The organism is Nitrincola iocasae, assembly GCF_008727795.1.
GTDB classification, from domain to species: domain Bacteria; phylum Pseudomonadota; class Gammaproteobacteria; order Pseudomonadales; family Balneatricaceae; genus Nitrincola; species Nitrincola iocasae.
Map to the genome: position 1 here is coordinate 220,959 of NZ_CP044222.1, position 13,217 is coordinate 234,175.

General features: G+C 51.9%; 14 protein-coding genes and 5 tRNA genes. 18 read left to right on the forward strand and 1 reads right to left on the reverse strand.

What is annotated here, in order from left to right; genetic code table 11:
• Nucleotides 1-29 precede the first annotated feature (29 nt).
• The 3 genes from gcvT (at nucleotide 30) to F5I99_RS01060 (ending at nucleotide 2,815) form a co-directional block, all read left to right on the forward strand.
• Nucleotides 30-1,136: a glycine cleavage system aminomethyltransferase GcvT gene (gene gcvT, locus F5I99_RS01050; RefSeq protein ID WP_151053262.1), complete on the forward strand. Its 1,107-nt coding sequence runs from the start codon at nucleotides 30-32 to the stop codon at nucleotides 1,134-1,136.
• Nucleotides 1,137-1,151: 15 nt separating this feature from the next.
• Nucleotides 1,152-1,544 (forward strand): glycine cleavage system protein GcvH, encoded by a 393-nt coding sequence (gene gcvH, locus F5I99_RS01055; RefSeq protein ID WP_151053263.1) that lies wholly within the window; start codon nucleotides 1,152-1,154, stop codon nucleotides 1,542-1,544.
• Nucleotides 1,545-1,618: 74 nt separating this feature from the next.
• Nucleotides 1,619-2,815, forward strand: a complete 1,197-nt coding sequence (locus tag F5I99_RS01060) for a class I SAM-dependent rRNA methyltransferase (RefSeq protein WP_151053264.1) — start codon at nucleotides 1,619-1,621, stop codon at nucleotides 2,813-2,815.
• Here F5I99_RS01060 and F5I99_RS01065 read toward each other — a convergent pair whose 3' ends face one another.
• Nucleotides 2,816-3,469 carry a histidinol-phosphatase gene (locus F5I99_RS01065; RefSeq protein ID WP_151053265.1) on the reverse strand — a complete coding sequence of 218 codons (654 nt, stop codon included), beginning with the start codon at nucleotides 3,467-3,469 and terminating at the stop codon, nucleotides 2,816-2,818.
• A 147-nt stretch (nucleotides 3,470-3,616) separates the two neighbouring features.
• On the opposite strand from F5I99_RS01065, the gene F5I99_RS01070 reads away from it, so the two are divergent.
• From F5I99_RS01070 to F5I99_RS01135, 15 genes are all read left to right on the forward strand, one after another.
• Nucleotides 3,617-4,099 (forward strand): RNA pyrophosphohydrolase, encoded by a 483-nt coding sequence (locus F5I99_RS01070; RefSeq protein WP_151053266.1) that lies wholly within the window; start codon nucleotides 3,617-3,619, stop codon nucleotides 4,097-4,099.
• Nucleotides 4,100-4,133: 34 nt separating this feature from the next.
• Nucleotides 4,134-6,443, forward strand: a complete 2,310-nt coding sequence (gene ptsP / locus F5I99_RS01075; protein ID WP_225307497.1) for a phosphoenolpyruvate--protein phosphotransferase — start codon at nucleotides 4,134-4,136, stop codon at nucleotides 6,441-6,443.
• Between the two features lie 10 nt (nucleotides 6,444-6,453).
• The gene (locus tag F5I99_RS01080) at nucleotides 6,454-7,251 is read left to right on the forward strand and encodes a sulfite exporter TauE/SafE family protein (RefSeq protein ID WP_151053267.1); all 798 of its coding nucleotides are present in this window, start codon (nucleotides 6,454-6,456) and stop codon (nucleotides 7,249-7,251) included.
• 10 nt (nucleotides 7,252-7,261) lie between these two features.
• Nucleotides 7,262-8,047 carry a prolipoprotein diacylglyceryl transferase gene (gene lgt, locus F5I99_RS01085; RefSeq protein WP_151053268.1) on the forward strand — a complete coding sequence of 262 codons (786 nt, stop codon included), beginning with the start codon at nucleotides 7,262-7,264 and terminating at the stop codon, nucleotides 8,045-8,047.
• Between the two features lie 45 nt (nucleotides 8,048-8,092).
• Nucleotides 8,093-8,935, forward strand: coding sequence for a thymidylate synthase (locus F5I99_RS01090; protein WP_151053269.1), 843 nt, complete (start codon nucleotides 8,093-8,095; stop codon nucleotides 8,933-8,935).
• Nucleotides 8,936-8,943: 8 nt separating this feature from the next.
• On the forward strand, nucleotides 8,944-9,468 hold the full coding sequence (locus tag F5I99_RS01095; protein ID WP_191905915.1) for a dihydrofolate reductase: 525 nt from the start codon (nucleotides 8,944-8,946) through the stop codon (nucleotides 9,466-9,468).
• Entirely contained in the window at nucleotides 9,465-10,433 is a 969-nt protein-coding gene (birA, locus tag F5I99_RS01100; RefSeq protein WP_151053270.1) for a bifunctional biotin--[acetyl-CoA-carboxylase] ligase/biotin operon repressor BirA, read from the forward strand. Before F5I99_RS01095 ends, birA begins: the two co-directional genes overlap by 4 nt.
• The gene (locus F5I99_RS01105; RefSeq protein ID WP_151053271.1) at nucleotides 10,430-11,158 is read left to right on the forward strand and encodes a type III pantothenate kinase; all 729 of its coding nucleotides are present in this window, start codon (nucleotides 10,430-10,432) and stop codon (nucleotides 11,156-11,158) included. Before birA ends, F5I99_RS01105 begins: the two co-directional genes overlap by 4 nt.
• The gene (locus F5I99_RS19395; RefSeq protein ID WP_191905916.1) at nucleotides 11,158-11,331 is read left to right on the forward strand and encodes a hypothetical protein; all 174 of its coding nucleotides are present in this window, start codon (nucleotides 11,158-11,160) and stop codon (nucleotides 11,329-11,331) included. The genes F5I99_RS01105 and F5I99_RS19395 overlap by 1 nt, the downstream gene beginning before the upstream one ends.
• 87 nt (nucleotides 11,332-11,418) lie before the next feature.
• Nucleotides 11,419-11,494: transfer RNA gene (locus F5I99_RS01110), tRNA-Thr, on the forward strand.
• A 20-nt stretch (nucleotides 11,495-11,514) separates the two neighbouring features.
• Nucleotides 11,515-11,598, forward strand: a tRNA-Tyr gene (locus tag F5I99_RS01115).
• A gap of 20 nt (nucleotides 11,599-11,618) precedes the next feature.
• A tRNA-Gly gene (locus F5I99_RS01120) sits at nucleotides 11,619-11,693 on the forward strand.
• Between the two features lie 6 nt (nucleotides 11,694-11,699).
• Nucleotides 11,700-11,774: transfer RNA gene (locus F5I99_RS01125), tRNA-Thr, on the forward strand.
• Nucleotides 11,775-11,862: 88 nt separating this feature from the next.
• Nucleotides 11,863-13,056 (forward strand): elongation factor Tu, encoded by a 1,194-nt coding sequence (gene tuf / locus F5I99_RS01130; RefSeq protein ID WP_151053272.1) that lies wholly within the window; start codon nucleotides 11,863-11,865, stop codon nucleotides 13,054-13,056.
• 64 nt (nucleotides 13,057-13,120) lie between these two features.
• Nucleotides 13,121-13,196, forward strand: a tRNA-Trp gene (locus F5I99_RS01135).
• Nucleotides 13,197-13,217: the final 21 nt, after the last annotated feature.

Below are 13,217 nucleotides of genomic sequence, written 5' to 3' on the forward strand. Positions count from 1 at the left end.
TGCTAAATGTTGTATAGATGAGCTTTCCAATGGGCAATAAAACCGTTCTTTATAATCAACACCTCGCCATGGGTGCCAAAATCGTCGACTTTGGTGGTTGGGATATGCCCCTGCATTACGGCTCCCAGGTTGAAGAACACCATCGGGTGCGCCGTGATTCCGGTATGTTTGATGTGTCGCACATGACGGTGGTGGATATCACCGGTTCTGATGCACGGGACTACCTGCGCCGTCTGCTGACTAATGATGTCGCGCGGCTAAAACTCAAAGGTAAAGCCCTTTACTCCGCTATGTTGAATGAGCAGGGTGGTGTAGTTGATGATCTGATCGTGTATTTGATGACCGATCCGGGTGTGTCTGGCGAGTGGTTTCGCGTTGTTGTTAACTGCGGAACGCGGGAAAAAGATCTGCGCTGGATGTCTGACCAGGTGATGAAAATGGATGTCGCCCTGACAGAGCAGCCAGACCTGGCGATGATTGCTATTCAGGGGCCACAGGCATTGTCTCGGGTTAAAACAGTTGTCAGTGAGTTCCGCGGCAAGTTGATTGATGCCCTAAAAGTATTTCAGGGGCAGGAATCAGAAGGCTGGTTTATCGCTCGTACCGGATATACCGGTGAAGATGGCCTGGAGATCATGCTGCCTGAGGATGAAGCAGAAACCTTCTGGCAAGCTTTGGCTGAGGCGGGTGTGTCTCCCTGTGGCTTGGGAGCGCGTGATACCCTGCGCCTTGAAGCAGGTATGAACCTGTATGGCCAGGATATGGATGAAAACGTGAGCCCGCTGGTTTCCAATATGGCATGGGTTGTCGCCTGGGAGCCCGAAGAACGCTGGTTTGTTGGCCGTGATCCCTTGGCTGCAGAACTGGCAGCCGGTCCGTCCAGTCAGCTTGTCGGCCTGGCCTTGGAAGAAGGTAAAGGTGTGTTACGAAAGGGTCAGACCGTACTAACGGCTGGCAATGCTGAAGGCAGTATTACTAGTGGTGGTTTTTCACCAACGCTGGGCTATGCTGTAGCTTTAGCAAGAATACCCGTAGATACATCCGGTGAAGCCGAGGTGGAAATGCGTGGGAAACGGGTCAAAGTGCGCGTTGTCAAGCCGCCCTTTGTTCGTCAGGGTCAAAAAGTCTATTCCTGAAACAGGTAGGAAAACATGAGCAATATTCCAAACGAACTCAGCTACGTTGCCAGTCATGAATGGATCCGCGATGAAGGTGATGGCACAGTCACCATCGGTATTACGGATCATGCCCAGGATTTGCTCGGTGATGTGGTTTTTGTTGAGCTGCCCGAGGTGGGTGATCAGGTTTCAGCCGGTGATGATATCGGTGTTGTTGAGTCGGTAAAGGCCGCGTCTGATGTCTATGCGCCGCTGACGGGCGAAGTGGTCGCCGTGAACGAGGATCTTGAAGATGCTCCGGAACTGGTTAATAGCGATCCTTATGGCGATGGCTGGTTTATACGCTTGCGTCTGACTGATGTCGAAGAGCTTACAGATCTGTTAGATGCCGATGGCTATGCTGAGCACTGTGAAGCGGAAAGCTGAGTTGTGGTAACGCTTTTCGCCCACCTGGATCCCCGGCAACAGCCGGGGTCTTTATTATTGGATAAGTGATTTTAATGAACTTTCAGTCAGTGACCCTCAATGCCGGATCTGAGCGTCGTCTCAAAGCCGGTCATCTGTGGATATACAGCAATGAAATCGACACCGCTCAGTCGCCGCTGAAAAACTATGTGGCGGGCGAGCAGGTGGTGGTTCAGGATGCCAGGGGTAAAGCGTTAGGTATTGCTTACCTTAACCCTTCCAACCTGATCTGTGGTCGTCTGGTCAGCCGCGATGTGCGTTATCCGCTGGATCGCTCACTGTTAGTGCATCGCTTTAAAGTCGCTCTTGGGCTACGTGAAATGCATTTTCCGCAGCCTTGTTACCGTCTGGTATATGGTGAGTCGGATGGCTTGCCCGGGCTGGTTATTGATCGTTTTTTTGATATCTTCGTGGTACAGATCTCTACCGCAGGTATGGAAGCCGTGCGTGATGAGATAGTCGATGCGATGAATAAGGTATTTCAACCCCAGGCCATCCTGTTCCGTAATGACGGTAAAATGCGGGCAATGGAAGGGCTGGACAGCTATGTTGAAGTACTGCAGGGCGAGGTCCCGGAATACGCTCCCTTGGTTGAAAATGGCGTCAACCTGGTAGCGCCGGTACTGGATGGTCAAAAAACCGGCTGGTTTTATGATCACCGTGATAACCGTGCGCGGATGATGCAACTGGCCAAAGGCAAACGCGTGCTGGATCTGTTCAGTTATGTTGGTGGTTGGGGCGCACAAGCGCTGGCCGCGGGTGCCGCTGAAGTCGTCTGTGTTGATGCCTCACAGACAGCATTGGATGTGGCGGCTGAAAATGCGCGTCTTAATCAGGGTGAAATGCGCTTCAAGGGTCTGCGTGGTGATGCCTTTGATATCTGCAAGGCGTTGATTGCCGAAGGTGAGCGGTTCGATATTGTTATTACTGATCCGCCAGCGTTTATTCAACGCCGTAAAGATATCCGCAATGGTGAACGAGCCTATTCCCGGATCAATAACTTTGCCATGCGCCTGCTGGGCCGTGATGGCGTGTTAATCGCGGGCTCCTGTTCCATGCACCTGACTCGCGAAAGTCTGGTGGACATTCTGCGGGGTAACACCCGTGAACTGGATCGATCCGCCCAGCTGTTTATCCAGGGACATCAGGGGGCCGATCACCCGATCCACCCTGCTATTCCGGAAACTGAATATCTGAAAGCCTGTTTTTTGCGTGTACTGCCCGCGAGCTGATCAGCGCAGATCCAGCACTGGCCAGTTGCGCTCCTGGGCAACGGCCAGCAACGTCTCATCCGGGTTCACGGCTACCGGATGATCTACCGCTTCAAGCAAGGGTAGATCGTTACAGGAATCACTGTAAAAATAACTGTCTTTCAGTGAATGATCGGCTTGTGCTAACCAGGTCTGCAGGCGCAATACCTTGCCTTCACGGAAGCAGGGGGTGCCAGCAACCCTGCCGGTATAGTCGCCATTGATTTCTTCAGGATCGGTTGCCAGAAGATCATCAACTCCCAATCGTCTGGCGATAGGTGCGGTGATAAAACTATTGGTTGCGGTGATGATTAGCAAAAAATCGCCTGCCTGGCGGTGTTTTTCCAATAGCGCCTGGGCAGCAGGCAATATCATCGGCTCAATACACTCTTGCATAAAACGCGTATGCAGTTGCTGCAGCTGTTCACGGGAGAAGCGTGTCAGCGGCTGTAGTGCAAAGCCAAGAAACTCGTCAATATCCAGTGTGCCTTGCTGGTAGTGCTGATAGAAACGGTCATTGGCTTCACGGTAGACGTCGTGGTCAACCAGACCCTCATTACACAGGAACTCTCCCCAGGCATGATCACTGTCGCCATTTAACAGGGTGTTATCCAAATCAAAAATTGCCAGTCTCACGCCAATACTCCTGTGTAACCTCAATGAAAGCGTGATAGCTTAATCTGAAGGCTGTTGCAGATGCAATGAGTCGAAACTGGCTATTTGCCCGAGCGTCTAACTGTGGAACAATAAAAGCCAACAGAATGATGAGTCGGGTAGTAAATTGTGATTGATGCAGAGGGGTTTCGGCCAAATGTCGGTATCATTCTGGTGAACTCGTTGGGGCAGGTACTCTGGGCAAGGCGCGTTGGGCAGGATGCCTGGCAATTTCCCCAAGGCGGTATCCAGCAGGATGAATCACCTGAACAAGCGATGTACCGGGAATTAGAAGAAGAAATAGGGCTGCTATCGACCGATGTAGAACTTTTGGCAGTGACACGTGGATGGTTGAAGTATCGTTTGCCACGACGCATGATAAGGCGTCACTCCTTGCCCATGTGTGTGGGGCAGAAGCAAAAGTGGTATTTGTTGCGTATGCTGAGTCATGATAGCGCAGTGAAAATTGACCAGACCGACAAGCCGGAGTTTGATGGTTGGCAGTGGGTGAGCTACTGGTATCCTTTGGGACAAGTTGTTTCGTTCAAACGAGAAGTGTACCGCAAAGCGATGAAAGAATTATCTCCTAAGCTGTCAAAAATATTGCAGTAGCGGTTAACAGAGACCCAATCAGGTAGATTAACGTATGAGCATTCTTAAGGTGTTACGGCAGATAGTACAGGATGTCAGTACGGCACCTGATTTGAATGCTGTGCTGGCAATTACCGTTGGGCGTGTACAAAAAGCCATGAAAACCGAAGTCTGCTCGGTATTTCTGTTCAATCAGGACAGTGGTCGTTATGTATTGCGTGCAACCATGGGCTTGAACGCCGCAGCAGTGGATGAGGTGAGTCTGGCTAAGGACGAAGGTATAGTCGGTTTGGTTGCCAAACGCGCTGAGCCGATTAATCTGGAGGATGCTTCAAGTCATCCGGCATTTCACTATCTGGATGTAACCGGTGAAGAGCTTTTTCATGCTTTTCTAGGTGTGCCGATTATGCATCAGCGCAAAGTGCTGGGCGTGTTAGTGGTACAACAACAGGAACGTCGCCGTTTTGATGAGAGTGAAGAAGCTTTTCTGGTGACCCTGTCGGCACAGTTGGCAGGTATTATTGCTCACGCTTACGCGACTGGTGCCATCCAGACGGCAGGAGAAAAAGGTGAAGTTAGTCAGCTACGCTCTGATTTGCGCTACGATGGCGTAGCTGCGGCTGGTGGGGTAGTGATCGGTGAAATTGTGGTTGCTTCTCTGCCATCGGATTTGGATAGTGTACCGGACAAGCAAACAGCAGATGTCGCGCTGGAACTGACGCAGTTGGAGCAAGCGCTGCTTGCAGTGCGTGAAGAGATCGGCCTGGTGGCGGAAAACCTGGCTGGGCGATTGAGCAAGGATGAGCGTGCTCTCTTCGATGTGTATCTGCGGATGCTGGATGATAATGGTCTGCCACTGGAAATGCGTGCCAAAATTGAGCAGGGCAGCTGGGCGCAGGGCGCCTTGCGTGAAGTGATTCTGGAGCATGTACGAGCGTTTTCGGCGATGGATGATCCCTATCTGAGTGAGCGTGCCACAGATATTAAAGATCTGGGTAAGCGGATTTTGCAGCATCTGCAAGAAGACAATAATGGCCGTCATCTTGACTATCCCGAAAATGCCGTTCTGCTGGCTGATGAGCTGACCCCGGCAATGCTGGGGCTGGTGCCCGAAGGTAAGTTGTCCGGGCTGATTTCAATTACAGGTTCGGGTAATTCACATGCGGCGATTTTGGCGCGCTCGATGGGGATTCCCACCGTCATGGGCGTGGTGGATCTGCCTTACCGTCGCTTGAATGGTGCTGCCGTGATCGTCGATGGTTACAGCGGCCGGGTGTATATCAATCCATCAGTTGAGCTGGTGCAGGCCTTCAGTCGGATAGTGATTGATGAGCAAGTGGTCACTGATGAGCTGCGGGTGTTACGGGATTTACCGGCAATCACCAAAGATGGTTATCGATTGCCGCTCTGGGTTAATACCGGTCTTGCCGCTGATGTGCCGCGCTCACTGGAGCAGGGCGCTGAGGGCATTGGTCTGTACCGTACCGAAATTCCATTTATGATCCGTGACTCCTTTCCCAGTGAGCAGGATCAGTTGGAAAGTTACCGTACTCAGTTGCAGGCCTTCGCCCCGCTACCCGTGACTATGCGCACCCTGGATATAGGTGGCGATAAAGCCCTGCCGTATTTTCCGATTAAAGAGGAAAACCCCTCCCTGGGTTGGCGTGGTATTCGAGTCACGCTGGATCACCCGGAAATATTTATGGTGCAGGTCAGGGCCATGCTGCGGGCTTCAGAAGGGTTGGATAATCTGCGTATTATGCTGCCGATGGTGACCAGTGTCAGTGAGGTAGAGGAAGCGCTGCGCCAGATTGATCGGGCCTGTGAAGAGTTGCGTGAAGAAGGTTATCAGATCAAGAAGCCGCCGGTCGGTGTAATGATTGAGGTGCCTGCCGCCGTGTATCAGACGCGTCGGTTTGCCCGATTAGTGGATTTTATATCCGTCGGCTCTAATGACCTGACCCAGTATCTGCTGGCTGTGGATCGGAATAATCCACGCGTCGCCGGGCTCTACGCTTCCTATCATCCGGCTGTGCTGAAGGCGCTTGATTTTATCGTTCATGAAGCGCACAAGGAGCGTAAACATGTCTCCATTTGTGGTGAAATCGCTGCAGATCCGGGCGGCGCTCTGCTACTGATGGCAATGGGGTACGATGTGTTGTCGGTAAACGCCAATAACCTGCCTAAAATCAAATTTGCTATACGTAGTGTCAGTTTTGCTCGCGCACGTCAGCTGTTGCTGTCCGTGCGCTCCTTGCATGATGCTGACGATATTCATCAGGAATTGCGCCAATCCTTGAAAGCCTTTGGTCTGGCGCGACTGACACGACCGTTGATGCCCGATCAGAAAATCCCTCCCTGCTAAGGATATATAAATGTTGATGACCTTGATCCTCTATCTGGTGCTGGGAGCGTTTGCCGGTTTGGCGGCTGGCTTGTTTGGCATAGGTGGCGGCCTGTTGATTGTTCCTGTACTGGTGTTTAGTTTTGAGCTACAGGGTGTACCTGTCGAGGTGTTGACACATATGGCTGTTGCCACCTCACTGGCCACAATTTGCTTCACCTCTGTGAGTTCAATTCGCGCGCATCAGAAGCGTGGCGCAGTTGCCTGGCCACTGTTTAAACCGCTTGCTGTCGGGATAGTTTTCGGTGCATTAATAGGTGTGAATACGGCAGTAATGCTACCGGGGTATTTGTTGCAGATAGCCCTGGGGCTCTTTGTGATCCTGGTTGCTACGCAGATGGCATTTAATCTCCAGCCCCCTAAGGGATCGGACGCGCCGGGCAAAAAGGAATTGGTTTTCTCGGGTGGTCTGATTGGCTGGGCATCCTCCATCTTTGGGATAGGTGGCGGTACGTTGACTGTGCCTTACCTGAGTTGGCGACGCCAAGAGATGCGCGTGGCGGTAGCAACCTCGGCTGCTTGTGGTTTACCGATTGCGTTAATGGGGTCTGTTACTAATATCTGGGTGGGTTGGGGCTACCCTGAGCTTCCGGCCTGGAGTCTGGGATATGTCTACTTGCCGGCATTTGCAGGAATCATTATTAGCAGTACCCCCTTTGCTAAGTTGGGAGCACGTTTGGCGCACAGTTTGCCTCAGGCCGTATTGAAGAAGTGTTTTGCTGTGTTCCTGCTGTTGGTAGGTCTGCGGTTTCTATTAAGTAATTTATAACGGTTATTTTATGTGGATGCATTCGATAGACCCAGTTGCCTTGCAGTTGGGCCCGATTCAAATACATTGGTATGGGCTGATGTATGTCATAGGTTTTGCGGCAGCCTGGTGGCTAGGTAATCGCCGTGCCGCAAAGCCTGACTCAGGCTGGACTGAACAGCAGGTGGCGGATCTTGTTTTCTGGGGTGCTGTCGGCGTGGTGTTGGGTGGGCGAGCCGGTTATGTGCTCTTCTATAATTTTGACTATTTTCTCACTGATCCACTGTGGTTATTTGCCATCTGGGAAGGTGGGATGTCATTTCATGGTGGTTTAATGGGGGTGATTGTTACCCTGATTATTTTTTCACACCGCTATCAGAAAAACCTGTTCGATATGGGGGATTTTGTCGCTCCATTGATACCCATTGGGCTGGGTGCTGGTCGTCTGGGTAATTTCATTGGTGGCGAACTCTGGGGGCGAGCCACTGATCAGAGTTGGGGGGTGATCTTTCCCGCGGCGGGCGATGGTCTGGCCCGCCATCCGTCACAGCTCTATCAAATGCTCCTGGAAGGTGTGGCGTTGTTTGTGCTGCTTTGGTGGTTTTCGTCCAAACCACGGCCTCGTATGGCTGTTTCCGGTTTGTTTCTAATGCTTTATGCAAGCTTTCGTATGCTGGTGGAATTTGTGCGTGAGCCGGATGAACAACTGGGCTTTGTTGCGTTCAATTGGTTGACAATGGGGCAGGTGTTATCTCTGCCGATGTTGCTGGCAGGTGCATTTATGATGATCTATGCCTATCGGGGCGTAAAGCGCTAAAATACGTCTATTAGATAATTTCAGAGTAGAAAAGGTGATCGGCTGATGCAGCAATACCTCGATCTTATGCAGGATATTGTCGATAACGGTGTGGATAAAGGGGACAGGACCGGAACCGGGACACGCTCGGTGTTTGGTCGACAGATGCGTTTTGATTTGCAGCAGGGCTTTCCCTTGCTGACGACAAAAAAAGTACATCTGAAGTCGATTATCTATGAGTTGCTGTGGTTTCTTTCCGGCAATACCAATAACAACTGGCTGTCAGAGCGCGGTGTGAGCATCTGGAATGAATGGGCGCTGGAAGATGGTGACCTGGGGCCGGTCTATGGCAAACAGTGGCGCTCCTGGGCGTGTCCGGATGGCAGTAGTGTGGATCAGATCGCTAACCTGGTGGAGATGATCCGGACTAAACCTAACTCGCGGCGCTTGATTGTCAGTGGCTGGAACCCGGCAGACCTGCCGGATGAGTCGCTGAGTCCGCAGGAAAATGTGCGCCGGGGAAAGGCGGCTTTACCTCCTTGCCATACGCTGTTTCAGTTCTATGTTGCCAACGGGCGATTGAGCTGTCAGCTATATCAGCGCAGCGCTGATTATTTTTTGGGTGTGCCGTTTAATATAGCCTCTTATGCCCTGTTAACGATGATGCTGGCGCAACAGTGTGACCTGGAGCCAGGTGAATTCGTGCTGACTTTTGGTGATGTACATCTGTATAGCAACCATCTCAATGATCCGGCGATTGTAGCTGAACAGCTTTCCCGTACCCCCGGCCTTTTGCCTGAGCTGCGTATTATACGTCGTCCCGCTAGCCTGTTTGATTACTGCTATGAAGACTTTCAGTTGGAGGGATACCATCCTCAACCCGGTATACGTGCACCGATAGCGATTTAAGGAGAGTTATGCTGTTATCAATTATCGTGGCCCAATCACAAAATCGGGTGATTGGTATCAACAATAAGTTACCCTGGTATCTGCCGGAAGATCTGAAGTACTTCAAGCGGATTACCCAGGGAAAGCCGATTATTATGGGTCGCAAAACCTATGAATCCATCGGTCGTCCGTTACCTGGTCGTACCAATATTGTCATCACCCGTGACGGTGATTATCAAGCACCGGGCATTAAGGTTGTGCATACGCTGGAGCAGGCTCTGGATCTGGCCGAACAACAGGCGCTGGTTGATGGTTCCGAAGAGGCTTTGGTGATCGGCGGGTCGGAAATCTATGCATTGACCCTGCCACAGGCGGACCGCTTGTATCTGACTCAGGTGCATGCACAGGTGGAAGGCGATGCTTTCTTTCCGGCGATAGACAAGGATCAGTGGCAGGAAGCGCTGCGTCAGGACTTTAATGCCGATGGGCCTAATCCCTATGATTATAGTTTTATTGTTTACCAGCGTGCTGACAGAGCTGAGGCTGAGCTGTGACAAGACATTCTCTACTGACATTGCTGGCTGATGGCGCTTTTCATTCCGGGCGAGAGCTGGGTGAGGCCTTGCAAATCAGTCGTACGGCTGTCTGGAAGCAGATCAAGTTGCTTGAAGCTATGGGGCTTGAGGTTTTCAGTATTCGTGGGCGTGGTTATCGTATTCCTGGTGGGGTTGACCTGATTGAGCTGGATAGGCTTAAAGGTCTGCTGGGAGCCACATCGCCGATCCTGCTGGATGAAGTGGATCTGCGTCTGTCTACGGGTTCAACCAATGAGTTGGCCTTAGAGGGATTGCGCCGAGGTGTACATCGTGCATTGTATGTAGCTGAGCAACAGACCGCTGGCCGGGGGCGTCGTGGGCGTCAATGGGTCAGTCCTTTAGCTTCGGGTTTGTATTTCTCATTAGCCTGGCGTTTTCGCTGTGGTGTGACGGCTCTGGAGGGTTTGAGTCTTGTGGTAGGGCTGGCACTCAAGCGGGTGCTGGATCGGGCTGGCTATCATGATGTCGGGGTAAAGTGGCCTAATGATCTGTTGGTTGGGCGAAAGAAGCTGGCCGGGGTGTTAATCGAGGTGACGGGTGACACGGCGGTTGAGTCGCAACTTGTTATTGGCATAGGTCTGAATACCGGCTTAAGGGAGGTTGAAACAGATGCTATCGATCAGCAATGGTCTGATCTGAATCAGCAAGGGCTGGCAATGAATCGCACGGAACTGCTGGCTGCTTTATTGATCGAGCTGATTGCGGTGTTGCAAGTGTTTGAGCGTGATGGCTTCAAGGCGTTTCGAGATGAATGGCTTGCGGCGGATATCTATCGCAATCAACCTGTGCGTGTGCAGACGGGTGCTGAAGCTTATATTACCGGCATAGCGGCGGGTGTGAGTGAAACCGGCGCATTATTATTGCAGACCGAACAGGAGTTGCGGACGTTGCATGGTGGAGAGGTTAGCCTGAGGCCGGTATGAGACAGCTCGAAATAGATGCCGGGAATACTTTTGTAAAATGGCGTTTGCGTGACAATCGCGAGGTAATACAGGAGGGGCGGCTCCTAACAGCACAGGTGCGCGATGGGGATGTGCAGCCTCCTCCAGTTTGGGGGCAGGCTGAGCAGGCAAAAGTAGCCTCTGTGGCAGGTGATGCTGTTCATGACTGGCTTGTTGGTGTATTAGTCGCTTTGGATGTTTGCGTCGATTTTGTGCAGGTTTCAGCGCAACGGTATGGTTTGAAAAATGCTTATGAACAGCCACTGCAGATGGGGGTTGATCGCTGGGTGGCCATGCTGGCTGCCTGGCAGCAGACCCGTCAAGGAGTCTGTGTTGTGGATGCTGGCAGTGCAGTTACCGTGGATTTTGTTGATACACAGGGGCAGCATCTGGGAGGCTATATTATGCCCGGCTTGCGACTGCTTCAGGATAGTCTGTTAGGTTCTACGGCAGGAGTGCGATGGTCGAAGCTGCCGGAGGACTATTCTTTACTGCCAGGCAGTTCAACGGCAGCCTGTGTGTACAATGGCGGGTACTATCTGCTGGCTGCGTTACTACAGCGGGTAAAGATGGATTGTGCGGCTTATGGTATTGATCATATTATCCTGACAGGTGGCGATGCAGCTGAGCTGTATCGGCAAAGTCAGATTGGGAGGTTGCAGGAGTCGCTGGTGCTGGATGGTCTGCAGTGGTTTGGAGAGGGTTGATGTGGCGTTGGTTGATGGTGATGCTATTTCTGGTCAATGCGCTGGTTTTTTTCTGGTATGCCCAACAGTATTCTGGACTGGCGAGCCCGTCCGTCCCGCCACTACCCAGTCAGAATGCGCTGCAACTGGTTGATGATGCACCGGAAGCTGGGCAGGCATCCCCGGTTCTGTAAGAATTAATAAAAAAACCAAAAAATTAAAAAACAGGGCTTGCATCAGTCGTTGGCTATCAGTAAGATACGCACCACTTCGACGGTTACGCCGGTATAGCTCAGTTGGTAGAGCAACTGACTTGTAATCAGTAGGTCCGGGGTTCGACTCCTCGTGCCGGCACCAGTTGAGATCGCGAAGTGTGTGGTGGGGTTCCCGAGTGGCCAAAGGGATCAGACTGTAAATCTGACGCGAGAGCTTCGGTGGTTCGAATCCACCTCCCACCACCATTCTCAATCAGCTGACTTCGGCGGGTATGGTATAGTGGCTATTACCTCAGCCTTCCAAGCTGAAGAGGCGGGTTCGATTCCCGCTACCCGCTCCATTTTTCGCTCATGTAGCTCAGGGGTAGAGCACACCCTTGGTAAGGGTGAGGTCGGCGGTTCAATTCCGCCCATGAGCTCCATGTATTTATGAAGGGTAGATATAGCGATATGTCTGCCCTTTGTTGTATTTAACGACCTGTGGTCAACCTGAAAGATTGGGAACTCAATATGGCTAAGAAAGCTTTTGAACGTAACAAGCCGCACGTCAACGTAGGAACCATTGGCCACGTTGACCACGGTAAGACAACCCTGACAGCCGCTCTGACGCGCGTATGTGCGGAAGTATGGGGTGGAGCAGCGGTTGCCTTTGACGGTATCGACAACGCACCTGAAGAGCGTGAGCGTGGTATTACTATCTCTACATCACACGTAGAGTATGAATCACCGACTCGCCACTATGCGCACGTTGACTGCCCAGGGCACGCTGACTATGTAAAAAACATGATCACCGGTGCGGCGCAGATGGATGGTGCAATTCTGGTGTGTTCAGCCGCTGACGGCCCTATGCCACAGACGCGTGAGCACATTCTGCTGTCACGTCAGGTGGGTGTACCTTTCATCGTCGTGTTCCTGAACAAAGCGGACATGGTTGATGATGAAGAGCTGATGGAACTGGTTGAGATGGAAGTTCGCGAACTTCTGGATCAGTACGACTTCCCAGGCGACGATACCCCTATCATCATCGGTTCAGCGCTGATGGCGCTGGAAGGTAAAGACGACAATGAAATGGGTACTACCGCTGTTAAGAAGCTGGTAGAAGCTCTGGATAGCTATATCCCTGAGCCGGAGCGTGCGATTGATAAGCCGTTCCTGATGCCGATTGAAGATGTATTCTCTATTTCCGGTCGTGGTACTGTAGTAACCGGTCGTATTGAGCGTGGTGTTGTTAAAGCCGGTGAAGAGATCGAAATCGTCGGTATCCGTCCAACCACCAAGACTACTTGTACGGGTGTTGAGATGTTCCGTAAGCTGCTGGACGAAGGTCGTGCAGGTGAGAACGTCGGTGCGCTGTTGCGTGGCACCAAGCGTGATGACGTTGAGCGTGGTCAGGTATTGGCCAAGCCAGGTTCAATCACACCACACACCAAGTTCGAAGGCGAAGTGTACGTACTGAGCAAAGAAGAGGGTGGTCGTCATACACCATTCTTCAAAGGCTACCGTCCACAGTTCTACTTCCGTACCACAGACATCACTGGCGCGTGTGAACTGCCAGAGGGTGTTGAGATGGTAATGCCGGGTGATAACGTGCAGATGACTGTTACGCTGATCAACCCGATTGCGATGGAAGAAGGCCTGCGCTTTGCGATCCGTGAAGGCGGTCGTACAGTGGGTGCAGGTGTTGTTGCGAAAATTCTTGACTAATTAGTAGAATTTTCCTTGCCAGCTGTTGGGGAGGTCACTATAATGTGCCTCCCTATTATGCAGTAGGCCAGTAGCTCAATTGGCAGAGCAGCGGTCTCCAAAACCGCAGGTTGGGGGTTCGATTCCCTCCTGGCCTGCCACCTCCAGTCGGAAGTGGCGTC